This is a genomic window from Streptomyces sp. NPDC005438 (genome assembly GCF_040606315.1).
In the GTDB taxonomy this organism is placed as follows: Bacteria; Actinomycetota; Actinomycetes; order Streptomycetales; family Streptomycetaceae; genus Streptomyces.
This window is the reverse complement of sequence record NZ_JBEXEP010000001.1, coordinates 297,378-315,642: the sequence shown is the minus strand read 5'-3', so window position 1 is coordinate 315,642 and position 18,265 is coordinate 297,378. Positions and strand designations below refer to the sequence as shown.

Here is an 18,265-nt window from a genome sequence, read left to right as displayed (position 1 = left end):
CGGGTGGGTGGCTTGGCTCGCCCGTGGGTGGCTGGGGTGGCGGGAAGGCCGGGGGAGCGTGGGCTGACCGACGCGGCTCAGCACGGAGCTGCGTCGGGACATCCCCCCGCGCGCCCCCGCTCCGGCCCCCTCGCCCGTCCTTCCGCTTCCGGCCCCGGCACGACCCGGACGACGGCCCTCCGCGTCAACTCCCCCTCGACATCAGGAAGTTGGCGGCGAGACGCCACTACCTCCGGTCCACGGCGACGGACCGGCGACCGAACGACGACAGCCCGGTGAGGCCGACCCGACCCCGGACCGGCCCGTCGGGAAGGCCAACCGGAAGCGCGGCGACCCCACCGGGACCCGGGTGACCTGGGGCGCGTGTCCCCCGGGCGGAGGGCGGCCCCGTACGGGCGAGGTGAACGTCGCACGAGGTGGACAAAACGGTGTGACACAGGGCACAAGACGGCCGGTGCTCAGCCCCGGGGAACCTGAGATAACGTCAACCAAGTTGATGATTGAGTGTCACGGGGGGATCAACTTGTCCGCGCAGTATGCCCAGTTACCGGTGAACCACGTGCCCGGGAAGCCGAATCCGCTTCCCCGGGTCCCCGCCAAGGGGACCCCGGCCCGACGAGGCCACGACGGCACCCCGCGTCCCACCGGGTCCGCCCCGTCGTCCCCGACGTTCCGCCGCCCCACGAGCGCGGCCGGAAGCCGTCCGGGGCGATGTCGTTGAGGGCCCCGGAGACACAGAGCGGTTCGAGGCACTCGGTGGCGGAGGTCGCCGGCTGGATCTCGGACCGGATTCGGGCCGAACTCGGGCCGGACGGCGGCGAGATCGACCCCGAGACGACCTTCTCCGAGCTGGGACTGGGCTCCCAGGCGGCGGCCACGCTGGTCGCGGAGCTGGGTGACCGGTTGGGACGGCCCGTACCGGTCGCCACCGCCTGGACCTTCCCCACCGTCAACGGGCTGGCCCGCGCGGCGGTCTCGGGTGACTTCGCGGGCCCCGGCCGTCAGATGACGCCCCGGAGCGGAAGCACCGGAGTCGACCCGGCGGAACCCCTCGCCGTGGTGTCCATGGCCGTACGACTGCCGGGCGCCGACTCCCTCGCCGAACTGTGGGACCTGGTGCTCGACGGTACGGAGGCGATCGGCCCCCCACCCGAGGGCCGATTCCCCCCGGGTTCGGGAGGAACGCCCGACGCCGGTTACCTCCGGCAGCCGCTCGACACCTTCGACCACGGCTTCTTCGGCCTCACCCCCCGCGAGTGCGCCGCCCTCGACCCCGTGCAGCGCCTGTTCATGGAGGTGTGCTGGGAGGCGATCGAGTCCTCCACCCTGACTCGTACCGGACTGCGCGGCAGTGCCACCGGCGTCTACGCGGGTAGCATCTGGAACGAGCGCGGCCCCGTCAGCAGGCCCGGACAGCACACCCTGCACACCGCCACCGGCTCCAGCCTCTCCATGGTGGCCAACCGCGTCTCCTACCTCTACGACCTTCGCGGCCCCTCGGTCACCCTGGACTCCGCCTGCTCCTCCTCCCTGGTCGCCGTGCACCTGGCGGCCCAGGCACTACGGGCCGGAGAGATCGACACGGCCCTGGTGGGCGGCGTCAACCTCCTCCAGTCCACGGCCACCATGGCCGACCTGACCGCCTTCGGCGGGCTCTCCCCGGACGGGCGCAGCAAGGCCTTCTCCGCGCTCGCCGACGGCTTCGGTCGGGGTGAGGGCGCCGTGGCGCTGGTCCTCAAGCGGCTCAGCCACGCCGAGCGGGACGGCGACCACGTCTGGTGCCTGCTCCACGGGACCGCCGTCAACAACGACGGGCACACCAACGGCCTCACCGCGCCCAGTCCGGCGGCCCAGCGCGCCGTCATCCAGGAGGCCCACGCGCGGGGCGGCACGGACCCCGCGCGCGTACGGTTCGTGGAGACCCACGGGACCGGTACCGAACTGGGCGACCCCATCGAGGCGACGGCACTGTCCGAGGCCCTCGGCGAGGTGGCCGCACCGGTCCGGCTGGGCACCCTCAAGGCCAACATCGGCCACCTGGAGGGCGCGGCGGGCGTCGCCGGCCTGGTGAAGACCGCCCTGGTGATGCGGCACCGTACGGTTCCGCCCTGCCGCCTCCACGGGGAGACCAACCCGCACCTGGACCTCGCGGCGCTGCGCCTCGACCTCCCCGAGGCACCCGTCGAACTGCCCGCCGGCGAGGGGGTCCTGGGCGGGGTGAGCAGCTTCGGCTGGGGCGGCACCAACGCGCACGTGGTGGTCGCGCCACCGCCCGGTCCCGGGACGGACGCCGTCCCGCCCGCCCCGGAGGCCACCGGGGAACCCCGGGCGGTCGAGGTCACCGAGCGCGGTGCCGGGACCCTCTTCGCGTTCACCCCGTTCGGTGGCCAGTGGGCCGGCATGGGGCGTGAACTGCTGCGCGCCGACCCGGAGTTCCGGGCCGCCGTGGTCGAGTGCGACCGGGGCAGCACCCCGGTGCTGGGCCGGTCGGTCCTCGACCTGATCGCCACCGGGGCCGACCCCGACGCCGACGGGGTGGCCGTCAGCCAGTCCGCCGTCTACGCGGTGCAGGTCGGCCTGGTCCGTAGCCTGGCCGCCCGGGGCGTGCGCCCCGCCGTCGTCGCCGGCCACTCGCTCGGCGAGATCGCCGGAGCCGTCGCCGTGGACGCGCTCACCGCCCGCGAGGGCGGGCGGATCGTCGCCCACTACGCGGGCGCGCAGCAGCGGCTGACGGGTCGGGGCGGCGGGATGGCCGTCGTACCGCTGCCGGCCGAGGAGCTGGCCCGGTATCTGGAGCGGTGGCCGGACCTGGTGGTGGCCGGACGGAGTTCGCGGCACTCCACCAACCTGTCGGGCCCCGCCGGCGACCTGGACGCCCTCGTGGCCGCCGTGGTCGCCGACGGCCACCGGGCGAGCCGCATCAACGTGGACCTAGCCGCGCACGGTCCGGCCATCGACGAGGTACGCGAGGACCTGACGCGGGAGATCGGCGCCGTCGACCAGTACCCGCCGGTGCTGCCGATGGTCTCCGCTCTGGACGGCCGGGTGTTGGGCGCCGGCGACTTCGACGCCGACTACTTCGTCACCGGACTGCGCGAACCGGTCGACTTCGCCGGGGCGCTGGCGCACCCGCTCGTCAGCGGGGTGTCGGCGGTGGTGGAGATCAACGCCCACCCGATCCTGGGCAGTTCGTTGCGCGCCGAGTTCGGCGACCGGGTGCCCGTACTCTCCGCCTGCTCCCGCTCCGGTCACGGACTGGACCACGTCGAGTCCGTGACCGGGGGCGGGGCGGGCCGGGAGTCCGGTCGGCCGGCCACCGGGGAGGCGGCCCCGGAGCGGGCGGCCCTGCTGACCCTCAGCGCCCACGGCCCGGCCGCCCTGGCCCGGCGGTGCCGGGAGGTGGCGGACTGGTGGCCCCGGGAGTCGGGGCCCCTGGAGGTCGCCGCCGCCCTGAACCGGCTGGGGACCCTGGGGCACCGGGTGGGTCTGGTGGCCGCCGACCGTGCGGGCGCGGTGGCGGAGCTGGCCGCGCGCGCGGCCGAGGCGGAGGGACCGAACGGTCCGGGCGGACGTGCTCGCGGGGCGCGGGGGGTGGCGGGGCTCGGTGCCCGGGCCGGCTCGGGGCCCCGCGTGGTGTTCGTCTTCCCCGGGCAGGGCGGCCAGTGGCGCGGTATGGGCCGGGAGTTGTACCGGCACGACCCGGTGTTCGCCCGCCACCTGCGGCGGTGTGACGTGGCGCTGCGGGAGGCGAGCGGCGCCGAGGTGCTGCGCCCGTTGCTGGAGGACGGCGACGACGACACCTTCACCAACGTGGCCACCGCCCAGCCCCTGCTGTTCGCCATGCAGGTGGCGTTGGCCCGCACCCTGGAGCACTACGGCGTCACCCCGCACGCGGTGGTGGGCCACAGCATGGGGGAGGCCGCCGCCGCGCATCTGGCGGGGGCGCTCAGTCTGCGGGACGCCGCCGCGGTGATCGGGCGCCGTTCCCGGCTGATGGACGCGCTCACCGGTACCGGGTTGATGCTGGCGACCGAACTCACCCTGACCGAGGCGGAACAGCTGTGCGCCGACGAGTCGGCGGTGTCGGTCGCGGTGAGCAACTCGGCCCGCTCCACGGTGCTGTCCGGTGCCACCGCCGACATCGAGCGGGTGTCCGCCGCCCTGACCGACCGGGGGGTCTTCAACCGGACGGTACGGGTCCAGGTGGCCTCGCACAGTCCGCAGATGGACCAGATCCTGCCGCCGCTGGTGGAGGCCGTCGCCGACGTCTCCCCCACCGGCTCCCGACTGCCGCTCTACTCCACCGTGTTGGGTCGGGTCGCGGACGGGACCGAGCTGGACGCCGCGTACTGGGCCCGCAACCTCCGCGACCCCGTCCTCTTCGCCGAGGCCACCGGCCGGTTGCTGGACGACGGCTGGGACTGCTTCGTCGAGATCAGCCCGCATCCGGTGCTCAGCCCCTCCGTGGCGGAGACGGCGGGCGACCGGGACGGTGTCTCGGTGGTGCCGGCACTGCGTCGCCAGGAGCCGGAGTGGCCCACCCTGCTGGGAGCCCTGGGGCGGCTGTACGAGGCGGGGGTGCCGGTCGAGGTGGACGCGCTCCACCCCGGGCACGCGCCCGCGCCGCCGCCGCTCCTGACGTACCCCTGGCAGCGGGTGTCCGCTCCCGTCCTCGGCGGCCAGGTGGGCGCCGGCCCTTCCGACCCGGTGGGCGTGCGTACCCAACTGCCCCACGAGCCGGACGTGTCGGTGTACGCGGGCGGTGTGGACGCGGCCACCTGGTCGCTGGGCGACCACGTGGTCGACGGCCGGGTGGTCGTGCCGGCCGCCGCCTTCGCCTCGGTGGCCGCGCGGGTCGCGGCGGACAGCGAGGACGGTACGACAGGGCACTGGTCGGTCCGGGAACTGGCGCTGCCCGCCTCCCTCCAGGTGGACGGGACCGGGACCACCCTCCAGACCACGGTGCGGGAACACCGGGTGGGGGCGGCCCCCGCCACCTGCGACGTCACCTTCCACGGACGGGACGCGGGGGTGTGGACCGAGGTCGCCTCCGCACGGGTGGCGCGGGGCCCGGTGGCACCGGAGCCGGCCCTGGTGGTGCCGGAACTCGCGGAGCCGGCCGGGGAACTCGCCGACCAGCTCTACGAGGTGTGCGCCCGCCGGGGGTTGGCGTTCGGAACCCAGTACCGGCGTGTCCGTCTGCTGTCGGTGACCGGGTCCCACGCGGTGGCCGCGCTGGACTGGGACCCGCGCCACGCCGACCCACGGCTGCCGGTGGACCCCCGGCTGTTGGACGCGGTCTTCCAGACGGCCGCGGCTCCCCTGCTCGTCGGCCCCGGGGCACTGCCGCCGAACCGCACGGTGCTCACCACGGCGGTGCGCGAGGTGGCGCTGACCGGACGGGTCACCGACCCGGTCCGGGTGGCGGCCTCCCTGGTGGCCGACCCCGGTGGCGAGACGTACACCGCCCACGCGGACGTCCTCAGCGGCGACCAGGTGGTGCTGCGGGTGCGCGGGATGGAGGTACGGCACCTGCCGGTGTCGGTGCCCGAGGGCCCGGCCGGCCCGTCCTCGCTACGCGAGGAGTTGGCGCTGCTGCCCGGGCCGGAGCGCTCGGCCCGGGTGGCCGAGGTGGTCCACACGGTGGTCGGGGAGGTCGCCGGGGTGCCGGTCGCCCAGGTGGACCCCACCGAACCGTTCCGCAGCACCGGGCTGAACTCGATCATGGGTCTGGAACTGCGCGGACGCCTGGAGCGGCTCCTCGGCCTCCGGCTGTCCTCCACGGTGGTGTGGAACCACCCCACCGCGAACGCGCTGGCCGCCGAGCTGGACCGGCGCGTCACCGAGGAGATCGGCGACGGCGGCGCCGGGGCGGACACCGCTCCCACCCCGAACCCGGAGCACGGATCCGCCGACCCGGCCGACGGGGCCCCACGGCCACCCGGCGAGGAGGTCGACGCGGAACTGGACCTGCTCCAACGAGAACTCCAGGAACTGGCGACGATGGTGGGGGACCTATGACAGGCCAGGGAGGACAGGCGGAGGCTCTGCGCACCGCGCTGACCACGGTGCGGGGGCTGCGGACCAGGGTGGAGGAGCTGACCCGGGCGCGGCGCGAACCGATCGCCGTCACCGGGATCGGGCTCCGGCTTCCCGGGGGCATCGGCTCCCCGGACGCCCTGCACCAGGCGTTGGCCTCGGGAACGGACACGGTGACCGAACTGGGCACCACGCGCTGGGACCACGACGCGCTGCACGACCCGGACCCCGAGGCGGTGGGCCGGACCCACATGCGGCACGCGGCACTGGTCGAGGACGTGGACCGGTTCGACGCCGCCTTCTTCGGCATCGCGCCGCGCGAGGCCGCCCATGTCGACCCGCAGCAGCGGTTGTTGCTCCAGGTGGCCTGGGAGGCGTTCGAGGACGCGGGCCTGCCGGCCGACCGTCTCGCCGGTTCCGGTACCGGGGTCTACGTCGGCGCCAACTCCACCGACTACCTCCACCTGCAGCTCGCCAGCCCCGAGACGGTGGACCTGTACTCGGTCGTCGGCGGCACCAACTGCATCATCGCCAACCGCCTCAGCTACCAGCTGGACCTGCGGGGACCCAGCATGGCCGTGGACTCGGCCTGCTCCTCCTCCCTGGTCGCCGTGCACCTCGCGGTGCAGGCGCTGCGTGCCGGGGAGGTCGACGCCGCCCTCGCGGGAGGCGTCAACCTGCTGCTCTCCCCCGCCGGTTCGGTCGCCCACTCCAAGGGCCTGCCGCTGTCCGCCGACGGACGGTGCAAGACCTTCGACGCGGCGGCGGACGGCTACGTACGGGGCGAGGGCGTGGTCGCCGTCGTCCTCAAGCGGCTGTCCGACGCGGTCGCCGACGGCGACCGGGTGTACGCGGTCATCCGTGGCACCGCCGTCAACCAGGACGGCCTGACCAACGGTCTGACGGCGCCCAGCGGGCGCGCGCAACGGGAGTGCGTCACCTCGGCCCTGCGCAACGCCCGTGTGGAGCCCTCGCAGATCAGCATGGTGGAGGCACACGGTACGGGGACCAGCCTCGGCGACCCGATCGAGGTCGAGGCCCTGGCCGAGGTGTACGGGTCCGCCACCGGCCCCACCTGCCGGCTGGGTTCGCTCAAGACCAACATGGGCCACCTGGAGGCCGCCGCCGGGCTGGCCGGCATGGTGAAGGCCGTACTGGCGACCCACCACCGGACGGTCTACCCGAGCCTGCACCTCGACACCGTCAACCCCCACCTCCAGGTGGACGGCACCCGGCTGGACTTCGCCCGGGGCCCGGCTCGCCCCTGGGAGGAGGACGACGACCACCGGCTGGCCGCCGTCTCCGCGTTCGGCGCCGGCGGCACCAACGCCCACGCCGTACTGGGGCCGGCCCCCGCGCCGGACACCGAGGCGCCACAGCCGCGCGCCGACGAGCCCTCAGCGGCGGAACGGCCGTGCACGCTACGGCTGTCCGCCACCACCGACGAGGCCCTGGCGCGGCTGGCCGACCGTTACGCGGACCGGCTGGCCGACGCGGACCCCGCGACGGTCCGGGCGGTGGCCGAGGCCACCGACCACCGCAGGACGCTGTTCCCCCGACGGCTGTCCGCCTCCGGCTCCACACCGGCCGAACTGGTCGCGGTGCTGCGCGCCGCGGCCCAGGGCGAACCCGGACCGGCCGGGGCGACCGGAGCGGCCCGGGGCACCGGCAGGGTCGCCTTCGTCTTCCCCGGCCAGGGCCCGCACTGGATCGGCATGGCGACCCGACTCGGCGCGGTCAACCCCGACTTCGCCGCCTCCATGGAAGAGGTGGACCGGGCGATGCGCCCGCACCTGGGCCGGAGCGTGCGGGAACTGATCGAGCACGGCGACGAGGGCCACCTGCCCACCCGCTACGTACAGCCGGCCCTGTTCGCCATCGCCGTCAGCCTGGCCGCGATGTGGCGGGCGGCCGGGGTGGAGCCGGACGGGGTGATCGGCCACAGCATGGGCGAGGTCGCGGCGGCCCACGTCGCCGGGGCGCTGAGCCTCCCGGACGCCGTCCGCGTCATCTGTGAACGCTCCCGGCTGCTCTCCCGCATCGACGGGCAGGGCCGGATGCTGGTGGTGGCGGTGGGGCACGAGCGCGCCCACGAACTGTGCGCCGGATACGACGACATCTGCGTGGCCGTCGTCAACTCCCCCCACTCCACGGTGCTTTCCGGCGGATCGGCGTCCCTGGAGGAGGTCGCCGCCCAACTCGCCGAACGCAACGTGTTCGCCCGGTTCGTCGACGTGGACGTCGCCTCGCACAGCCCCCAGACCGACGCGCTACGGCCCGCGCTGCGCGCCGCGCTCGCCGACCTCCGGCCCCGGACCCCCCGGGTGACCATGGTGTCCACGGTCACCGGCGGCCCGCTGACGGACAGCCCGGACGCCGCGTACTGGTGCGCCAACCTCCGGGAACCGGTGCGCTTCACCGACGGCGTGGCCTCCCTGCTGGCCGAGGGGTACGACACCTTCGTCGAACTCGCCCCGCACCCCACCCTGGTGGACGCCCTGGAGGGGCTCTGCGCCGACACCGGCGCCGCCGCCACCTGGTCACTGCACCGGGACCTGCCGGACGCGGTCGCCCTGGACCGGGCGTTCGGCTTCCTGTTCACCCACCGGAAGCGGGGCCCCTGGCCACACCGCCACGTCCGCCAGGACACCCCCGGCGACGCCCCGGTGCCCATGCTCGCCCTGCCCACCTACCCCTTCGCCCGGAACCGGCACTGGTTCACCGAGGACCAGTGGGCCCTCCCCTGGACCTCGCCGGGGAGCCTCCCGGCCACGGCCACCGGGCCCGCCCGTCGACCGGACGAGGTCACGGCACCAGGCGCCGACGGCCGGGCACCGTCCGAGGAGACGGCACGCGGCGGCGGCCCGACGGCGGCCGAGGTCACCGAGACCGTGGAACGGATCGTCGCCGAGACCCTCGGGCTGACCGTCGACACCCTCGACGTGGACGCCGGCTTCTTCTCGTTGGGCATGGACTCGATGCTGGCCGCCCGCGCCAGGAACAGCCTCGCCCGCGCCCTGGGCCTCGCCCTGTCGATCCGGGCGCTGTTCGACCATCCGACCGCCGCCGAACTGGGGGCGCACCTGACGGAACTCGTGGCCGCCGAACAGCGGGACGAGGACACGGGGGCCGGCCCCCGCCACGACACGGCGCCGAAGGCGCCCTCCGCTCCGGCGCCCGCGACGCCAGCCGTCGCCGCGCCCGCACCCGACGGGACCGGGACCGTCCTCAGCGACGAGGACCTCATCCGGGCACTGGAGTCGGAACTCCAGCGCCCCACATCACTGCACGGGGGACTTGTATGACTCACCACATACCCGAGGAGACCAGAGCCCTGCTCCAGTCGGCTCTGGAGCGGATCAGAACCCTGTCCCAGGAGCGGGACTCCCTGCGGGCCGGGGCCGGGGAGCCGGTCGCGGTCGTCGGCATGGGTGCCCGGATGCCCGGTGGCGCCAACGACCCCGACGCCCTGTGGGAGTTGCTGCGGGAAGGCCGGGACGCGGTGGTCCCCTACCCGGAGGAACGACTGGCCGACGTGCCCGGCGGGTTCCCCGACGGGGTGCCCTCGGGCGGTTTCCTGGACTCGGTGGACACCTTCGACGCGGAGTTCTTCGGCATCTCCCCCCGTGAGGCGGCCTGCCTCGACCCCCAGCAGCGGCTGTTGCTGGAGGTGACCTGGGAGGCGCTGGAGCACGCGGGCACCCGCCCGGGAAGCCTGCGCGGTTCCCGTACCGGGGTGTACGTCGGCGTCACCAACGACGACTACCCGCAGGCCCTGATGCGTCACGTGGCGGCCGAGGAGCTGGAGGCGTACGCGCTGACCGGCGCGGCCTCCACCTTCGCGGCGGGCCGGATCGCCTACTGGCTGGGGACCCACGGGCCCAGCCTCTCGGTGGACACGGCCTGCTCCTCCTCCCTGGTCGCCGTCCACCTGGCGGTCCAGGCCCTCCGCGCCAAGGAGGCCGACCTGGCCCTCGCGGGCGGGGTCAACGTGCTGCTCGCGCCGGAGTGGTACTCGGTGCTGGCCAAGGCCGGGATGCTGGCCGAGGACGCCCACTGCAAGACCTTCGACGCGGCGGCGGACGGCTACGTACGCTCCGAGGGCTGCGGAGTGGTCGTCCTCAAGCGGCTCTCCGACGCCCGCGCCGACGGTGACCGGGTGCTGGCCGTCATCCGTGGCACCGCCGTCAACCAGGACGGCCGCTCCAGCGGCGTCACCGTGCCCAACGCCAAGGCCCAGCGCGAGGTCGTCAGTGCCGCCCTGGCCTCGGCCGGGCTGGACGCCACCGACATCGACTACGTCGAGGCGCACGGGACCGGCACCCCGCTCGGTGACCCCATCGAGGTCCACGCCCTCGCCGACGTGCTGGGCACCCGCGAGCGCGAGGCGCCGCTGCTCGTCGGTTCGGTCAAGACCAACCTGGGGCACCTCGAACCGGCCGCCGGGGTCGCCGGACTGCTCAAGGTCGTCCTGGGGCTCACCCACGAGACCCTGCCGCCCCACCGTGGCCTCACCCGGACCAACCCCGAGATCGACCTGCCGGCCCTCAACGTCGCCGTACCCACCGGGTGTCAGCCCTGGTCGCGGGGTGAGCGGGTCCGCCGCGCGGGCGTCAGCTCCTTCGGTGCCAGCGGGACCAACGCGCACGTGATCGTCGAGGAGGCCCCGGTCGCCGCACCCGCTCCGGGCTCCACCGCCGGCCCGCACCGGCGGGAGCCGGAGACCTGGGTGCTGCCGCTGTCCGCCCGCACCCCCGAGGGGGTGGCCGCACTGGCCCGGAGCTACCTGGACCGGCTCGACGAACCCGCCTCCCCCGGGCGGGAGTCGGCCCCGGTGTCCCCGACTCTTGTCGGTGACCTGGCGTACACCGCCGGCGTCGCCCGCGACCACTTCCCCCACCGTCGGGCCGTGGTCGCCGCGACTCCCTCGGCGATGCGCGAGGAACTGCGCCGGGTCGCCGAGGCGGACGGTCCCCCGGAGGCGGTACCGGCCGGTCGCGCCCGCTCGGTCTGGCTGTTCACCGGGCAGGGGGCGCAGTACCCCGGCATGGGCGCCGAACTCTTCGAGCGCTCCCCCGACTTCCGTACCAGCATGGAGCACTGCGCCAAGCTCCTTGACGACCTGCTCGAACAGCCGTTGCTGGACGTGGTGTTCGACACCGGGCCCAACGCCCGCGAGCGACTGAACGACACCCGGTACACCCAGCCGGCGCTGGTGGCCCTGGAGTGGTCGCTGGCCCAGATGTGGCGGGCGGCCGGCCTCACCCCGCAGGTGGTGGTCGGGCACAGCGTGGGCGAAATCGCGGCGGCGGCCGTCGCCGGGGTGATGGACCTCGCCGACGCCCTGCGGGTCGCCGCCGTACGCGGCCGGCTGATGCACGAACTGACCGAACCGGGCGCCATGGCGGCGGTGTTCGCCCCCGCCGACACCGTGCGCGAGCTGCTCCCCCCGTCCGGGCTGACCACCGTCGCCGCCCTCAACGGGCCACAGCACGTGGTGGTCTCCGGGCCCGGCCCGGAGGTGGACGCGGTACTCGCCGGCGCCGCCGAACGCGGTCTGCGCGGCAAGCGGCTGGAGGCCACCCGCGCCTTCCACTCCCCGCTGATGCGGCCCCTGCTGGACCGCTTCGCACGGGAACTCGACGACATCGTCTTCTCCCCGCCCGCCGTACCCCTGGTCTCCGCCGTGACCGGCGAACTGGTGGGGCGTGACGAGTGGAACGCCCGCTACCTGTGCCAACACGCCCTCCTCCCGGTCGACTTCCACTCCGCCATGACGGCGGCCCTGGACACCGGCGCCCGGCACGTGCTGGAGGTCGGCCCGAAGCCCACCCTGTTGGCGACCGCCTCCCGCTTCGTCCCGGAGGAGCGGCGCACCGGCCTCTGGGCGGCCTCACTGCGCCCGGGCCGGCCGGACACCGAGACCGTGGCGGAGACGGCCGCCGCCGCCTACACCGCCGGGCTCGACCCCGACTGGCGCGGACTGTGGGCCGGCCGGGGCGCCTCCGTCGTCGACGCCCCGACCTATCCGTTCCGGCGCGTACGCCACTGGTACACGGCCAGCGAGACCCCGACCCCGCTCCCCGCCGTCCGGGAGGCCGCCGCCACCCCGGTCACCAGCCCGGTCGCCCCCGAGCGGGTGGAGCGGGGCCCGGCCCTCACCAGGAGCACCGGCCTGCTGGGCACCCGGCTGCCCGTACCCGGCGCGGGCGCCGCCTTCCTGGCGACCCTGGACAGCACCCTCGACCCCGCCCTGGTGGACTGCGTCATCGGCGGGGAACCCATCGTCAACGTCGGCTTCTTCACCGAGGTCGCGCTCCAGGCGGCACGGGTGGCCGGGGGCCGCGAGGACGTGCTGTTGGAGGACGTCACCGTCCTCCAACGCCTCAGCTACGACGAGACCTGTCCGCCCACCGTGACGGTGACCCTCGAACCCCTCGGGGACGGGCAACTCGGCTTCGCCTACCACTCCGAGCCCGGCGACCCGGAACACAGCTGGCCGGTGCACTGCAAGGGCCGCGTCGCCCCCACCGGAACCTCGCGCCCCGTCGCACCCGGCGGGTTCGCCGACCTCGCCCACCACATGGACGGCGACGCCTTCTACCGCCAACTCTGGCGCCGCCGGCTCTACCTGGGCGCCGGCGCCCGGTGGGTGGAGGAGGTCGCCTACGACCGCGACCGGGCCCGCGCCCGGGTCCGCGCCCACAAGCCCGAGGAGACCGGACGGTACGTCCTCACTCCCGGACTGACCGACGCCATGTTCCAGGTGCTGTTCGCGCCGCTGGCCGCCCGGGGCATGGCGGACCAGGCCTTCATGGTGGTCGGCGTCGACGCCCTGCACGTCCACGGCGAGGTGCCCACCGGACCGCTGGAGGTGCGGCTGCGACTGCGCGAGGCCGCGCCGGACTCCCGCACCCTGGTGGCCGACGTCCAGCTCCTGGACGACTCCGGTACCTCGTGGGTGGACGTCACCGGGGTCACCCTCGCCCGGGCCCAGGCCGACAGCCACCGGGAGACGGCCCCCGCCTCCCGTACGGTCACCGCGCCCTGGGCGCCGGTGGCCGACACCCCGGCGCGCCCCGCCACGAGCCGCCTCCCCGAGCCGACCGAACAGGGCGGCGGGCACCAGGACGGGCCGGCACCGGTGGACCCCCTGGCGGTGGTGACCGAGGCCTGCGCCCACTCGCTGCGCGCCGACGCCGCGCGGCTGTCGACCGGGGAACCGGTGCAGAACCTGGGCCTGGACTCGCTGATGGCCCTGGAGATCAAGGAGGCCGTGGCGGCCCGCTGTGGGGTGTCCGTACCCCTCGGGGTGTTCCTGGACGGCGCGTCCATCGCCGAACTCGCCGCCTATGTGAGCGAGCGGCTGCCGAACGCCCCGGTGAGCGCCCCGGTGAACGACGACCGGCCAGTGCCGGACGGCCCACGGGCCACCCCCGGCAGCGAGGTGGCCGAGGCGACCGGGGCGACCGAAGCCGCCACCGAGGAGCCCCCGGCCGTGGTGGCCCGGGCCGGCGAGGTGCTGGAGGAGAGCGTCGTCCACACCCCGGTGGCGCTGGTGCCCGATCCCGCGCGGCGACACGAGCCGTTCGGACTCACCGACCTCCAACAGGCCTACCTCGTGGGCCGGTCCGAGGGGATCGAACTGGGCGGGGTGTCGACCTTCTTCTTCCTGGAGGTGGACCTGAAGGGTCTGGACGTCGACCGGCTGGAGGAGGCCGTCAACGTCGTGGTCTCCCGTCACGACATGCTGCGGGCCGTCATGACCGACGACGGCGCGCAGCGGGTGCTGCCGGAGGTCGACCGCTACCGCCTGGACCGGCTGGACCTCACCGGCCTGTCCGGGGAGGACACCGACCACCGCTCCGCGCGACGGACCCGGGAACTGGCCGACCAGGTCTTCGACCCCACCCGCTGGCCGCTGTTCCGGCTGGCCGTCACCAGGCTGCCGGGGGGCGTCACCCGACTCCACGTGGGCGTGGACGCCCTCATCATGGACGCCTGGAGCACGGCGCTGTTCTTCGCCGAGCTGGCCCGCGCCTACGAGGGACGGCAGGCCCTGCCCGCCCCGCCGCGACTGACCTTCCGGGACTACGTACGGCACCTGCGGGACAAGGAGGCCGAGCCGGGCTACGCCGAGGCCCGCGCCTACTGGACGGACCGCGTCGCCTCCCTGCCGCCGGCACCCGAACTCCCGCTCAGCGACGATCCCGCGGCCATCGGTCGGCCCGAGTTCGCCCATCTGACGGCCACCGTGCCGCCGGAGCGCTGGGCCCGGTTCAAGGAGCACGCCACCACGGCGGGCGTCACCGCCTCGGCGGCGCTGGCCACCGCCTACGCGGAGACCCTGGCCCGCTGGTCGGCCCACCCGCACTTCACGCTCACCCTGCTGTTCTTCAACCGCAGCCCGGTACACCCCGAGGTCTCCTCGGTGTTGGGCAACTTCTCCGCGACCACCCTGCTGGAGGTCGACACCCGGGGCGAGGACGGGTTCGCCGAGCGGGGGCGGCGGCTCCAGCGGCAGCTGTGGAGCGACCTGGAGCACAGCGCCTTCAGCGGCGTACAGGTGCTGCGGGAACTGGCCACCCGGCACGGTTCGGCACGGGCCGGGCGGGCGCCGGTGGTCTTCGCCAGCACGCTGAACTTCTCCTCCGGGGAGGGCCCCGCCTCCAGTGCGCTCACCGACCACCTGGTCGCGCTCACCGGTGAGGGCCACGAGGTGTCCTCCATGATCCGCACCCCGCAGGTGTGGCTCGACCACCAGGTGATCGAGGACGCCCAGGGGCTCCGGCTCAACTGGGACCACGTCGCGCAGTTGCTCCCCGCCGAGATGGTGCGGTCGATGTTCGACAGCTATCTCGCGCTGGTGGAGCAGCTGTGCGAGGAGCCGGACGCCTGGTACGAGCGGCCCGAAGTACGCCTATCCCAGGCCGAGTTGACGCCCCGGCAGGCGGCCAACGACACCGTCGCCCCGGCCCCCGGGGGCCTGCTGCACCACGGTGTGGAGCGGGCCGCCGCCCGGTGGCCGGACGCGGTGGCGCTGACCTGCGGTACGGAGAGCCTCAGCTACCGGGAGCTGGACGCCCGCGCCGAGGCGCTGGCCGACCACGTCGCCGCCGCCACCCGCCCCGGCCGTGACCAGCGGGTCGCGGTCATGCTGCCCAAGGGGGTCGCGCAGGTCGTGGCGACCCTGGCGGTGCTGAAGGCGGGCCGGGCCTACGTACCGGTCGCCGTGGACCTGCCGGCCGAACGGGCCCGCCGTACCGTCGAGTTGTCCACGGCGGTGCTCACCCTCACCGAACCGTCGGTGCGCGAGGCCCACCCGTGGCTGGCGGACCTGCCGGTACTCGACGTTCCCGACGGCACGGACGCCACCCCGGACGGAGCGGCGCCCCCGGAGCGGCCGGCGACCGCCGACCCCTCCGACATCGCCTACGTCATCTTCACCTCGGGTTCGACCGGTGAGCCCAAGGGCGTCGTCATCGAGCACCGGGCCGCGCTGACCACCCTCCAGGACGTGGGCCAGCGGTTCCAGATCACCTCCGACGACCGGGTGTTGGGGCTTTCCGCGCTCAACTTCGACCTCTCCGTCTTCGACGTGTTCGGCGTCCTGGCGGCCGGCGGCACCCTGGTGCTGCCGCGCCCCGACCAGCAGCGCGATCCCGCCGAGTGGGCCGCCCTGGTGCGACGGCACGGGGTGACCGTGTGGAACTCGGTGCCGGCGCTGCTCCAGATGTTCGTGGACCACCTGGAGGGCGTCGACACGACGGTGCCGTCACTGCGGCTGGCCATGCTCAGCGGGGACTGGATCCCGCTGGACCTGCCCGAGCGCGCACGGGGCCGGGCCCCGGCCATGGCCGTGCACTCGTTGGGCGGGGCGACCGAGGCGGCCATCTGGTCCATCACCCACCCGGTCGGCACCCCCGATCCGGCGCTGCCCTCGGTCCCGTACGGAAAGCCCCTGAGCAACCAGGGCTTCCACGTGCTGGACGAGCGGCTGCGGCACCGGCCCACCGGGGTGCCGGGCGACCTGTACATCTCCGGCGACGGGCTGGCCCGTGGCTACCTCGCCGACCCGGAGCGGACCGCCCGGAGCTTCCTGGAGGACACCCCCCACGGTCGGCTGTACCGCACCGGTGACCTGGGCCGGTACCTGCCGGACGGCACCATCGAGTTCCTCGGCAGGCAGGACGGCCAGGTCAAGGTCCAGGGGTACCGGATCGAGCTGGGCGAGATCGAGACCGCGCTGACCCGCTCCCCGGGCGTACGGAACGCGGTGGCCGCCGCGATCGGCGCGGACCGTGGGATGAAGACCCTGGTGGCCGGGGTGGTGCCGGAGACCGACGCCGATCCGGGCGCCCTGGAACCGGAGGCCCTGCTGTCCTCCCTGCGGGACCGGCTGCCGTCGTACATGGTGCCCACCCGCCTGGTCACCCTGGACGCGGTCCCGATCACCGCCAACGGCAAGGTCGACCGTGGGGCGCTGGCCACCCACCCCGCGCTCACCGCCCGGCGCACCGTCTCCGAGCCGCCCCGGGAGGGCGTCGAGCGCCAACTCGCGGCCGTCTGGGCGCAGTTGCTGCCGCAGGCCCCGGAGGACCGGGAGGAGGACTTCTTCGCCCTGGGCGGCAACTCCCTGCTGGGCGTACGGCTGATGTCCCTGGTGCGCTCCACCCTGGACGTGGACCTGCCGCTGTCGACCCTGTTCACCCACTCCACCCTCGCCGCGATGGCCGGCGCGGTGGCCGACGGTCGGACCGGACGCGCCGCCCTGGTGCCGATGGTCCGGGACCGGCAGGGGCCCACGGCCTACTGGATCCACCCCGTCGGCGGCGACGTCGTCTGCTATCGCGGTCTGGCCGGGGAGACGGACGGGCCGGTGACCGGAGTGCAGGTACCCGACGGGCTGCCCTCGGACTTCACCCTCGACCAGCTCGCCGACGACTACGCGGACGCCGTGGCGGCGGACGTGCTCGGGCGCACCGGGGGCGACCGCCCCGAGGCGGCGCCGGAGGTCCGTCTCGCCGGCTGGTCCATGGGCGGGGTGCTCGCGCTGGAGGTCGGGGAGCGGCTGGCCCGGCGGGGCTTCCCCCTCGCCCCGGTGGTCGCGGTCGACCTGATGGAGCACCCCGACGAGCACGGCCCGGTACCCGGGCACGCCGAGCTGCTGACCTGGTTCGCCCGGGACGTGGCCCAGGTCGCCGGAGTGCCCGACCCGCTGGCGGGCGTCGACCTGGCCGAAGTGCCCGACGCCGACGCCGAGTTGGCCGAACGGCTGCGGGCCGGGGCCGTCTTCGGCGCCGGCACCGACGACGCCGCGATCGGCGCCGTGGTGGCCCGCTTCGCCGCCAACGCCCGGGCGTTGGCCGCCCACCGGGCCGGTACCTACACAGTGCCGGCGGTCCTGGTGCAGGCCCGTGACGGTGCCTCCGACACCGTCACGGCGGCGTGGATCGACCACCTCACCCACCCCCTCGCCGTCCACACCCTGGACGGCGACCACTACTCCGTGCTGCGGGAAGACCGGATCGACGCCCTCGCGTCGGTGGTCCGGGAGTCCTGGGGCACGGGTTCCGCTCGCACGGCGACCTGTCGTACGGGCCTCACTGATGAGAACAGCACCGAAGGGAACACAGCATGACCGAGTCGTTCGTCCGGCACGACGTATCCTCCGCCCCCGAGGCCGCGCGCCCCATCATGGAGAACACCCTGAAGGGCTTCGGCTTCCTGCCGGCCCCGGTGGCCTACATGGCGGAGTCTCCCGAACTGCTGGAGAACTTCATGAACGGCAACGCGCTGTTCAACAAGACCACGCTCAGCCAGATGGAGCGTGAGGTCATGATCATGACCATGGCCACCCGGGTGGAGTGCCACTACTGCGTGGCCATGCACTCGGCCATGCTCACCAAGTCCGGCGCCGACCAGGACCTCGTCGAGGCCCTGCGGGAGCGCAAGCCCCTGGAGGACGCCAAGCTGGAGGCCATCCGGGTCTTCACCCAGGCCGCCATGGAGGGCTTCGGCCACGTCGCGCCGGAGGCCATGGAGGCGTTCCTCGCCGCCGGTTACACCCGCCGCAACGCCCTGGAGGTCGTCCTCGGCCTGGGCGTCTACACCATCTCGACCTACGCGAACCGGATGACCGAGGCGCCGCTGGACGAGCCCTTCAAGTCCTTCGCCTGGCACGGCGAGCACTGAGAAGGAACGAAGAGGGGGGAAGAGAACGATG

Annotated in this window: 4 protein-coding genes; all 4 read left to right on the top strand. The window is 74.4% G+C overall.

All coding sequences use genetic code 11. The features are described from left to right. The first annotated feature begins 756 nt into the window (after positions 1-756). From ABZT14_RS01240 to ABZT14_RS01225, 4 genes are read left to right on the top strand one after another with little or no spacing between them, the layout of a single operon-like run. Positions 757-6,021 (top strand): acyltransferase domain-containing protein, encoded by a 5,265-nt coding sequence (locus tag ABZT14_RS01240; protein ID WP_356295100.1) that lies wholly within the window; start codon positions 757-759, stop codon positions 6,019-6,021. Then, positions 6,018-9,344, top strand: coding sequence for a beta-ketoacyl synthase N-terminal-like domain-containing protein (locus ABZT14_RS01235; protein ID WP_356295097.1), 3,327 nt, complete (start codon positions 6,018-6,020; stop codon positions 9,342-9,344). The genes ABZT14_RS01240 and ABZT14_RS01235 overlap by 4 nt, the downstream gene beginning before the upstream one ends. Beyond that, positions 9,341-17,680, top strand: a complete 8,340-nt coding sequence (locus ABZT14_RS01230; RefSeq protein WP_356295094.1) for an amino acid adenylation domain-containing protein — start codon at positions 9,341-9,343, stop codon at positions 17,678-17,680. The genes ABZT14_RS01235 and ABZT14_RS01230 overlap by 4 nt, the downstream gene beginning before the upstream one ends. After that, positions 17,677-18,234 (top strand): carboxymuconolactone decarboxylase family protein, encoded by a 558-nt coding sequence (locus ABZT14_RS01225; protein ID WP_356295091.1) that lies wholly within the window; start codon positions 17,677-17,679, stop codon positions 18,232-18,234. The genes ABZT14_RS01230 and ABZT14_RS01225 overlap by 4 nt, the downstream gene beginning before the upstream one ends. The last annotated feature ends 31 nt before the right edge of the window (positions 18,235-18,265 follow it).

Excerpts from the sequence above, each read along its gene's own strand:
- ABZT14_RS01230 (WP_356295094.1), top strand. The coding sequence starts at position 9,341 with ATGACTCACCACATACCCGAGGAGACCAGAGCCCTGCTCCAGTCGGCT.
- ABZT14_RS01235 (WP_356295097.1), top strand. The coding sequence starts at position 6,018 with ATGACAGGCCAGGGAGGACAGGCGGAGGCTCTGCGCACCGCGCTGACC.
- ABZT14_RS01225 (WP_356295091.1), top strand. The coding sequence starts at position 17,677 with ATGACCGAGTCGTTCGTCCGGCACGACGTATCCTCCGCCCCCGAGGCC.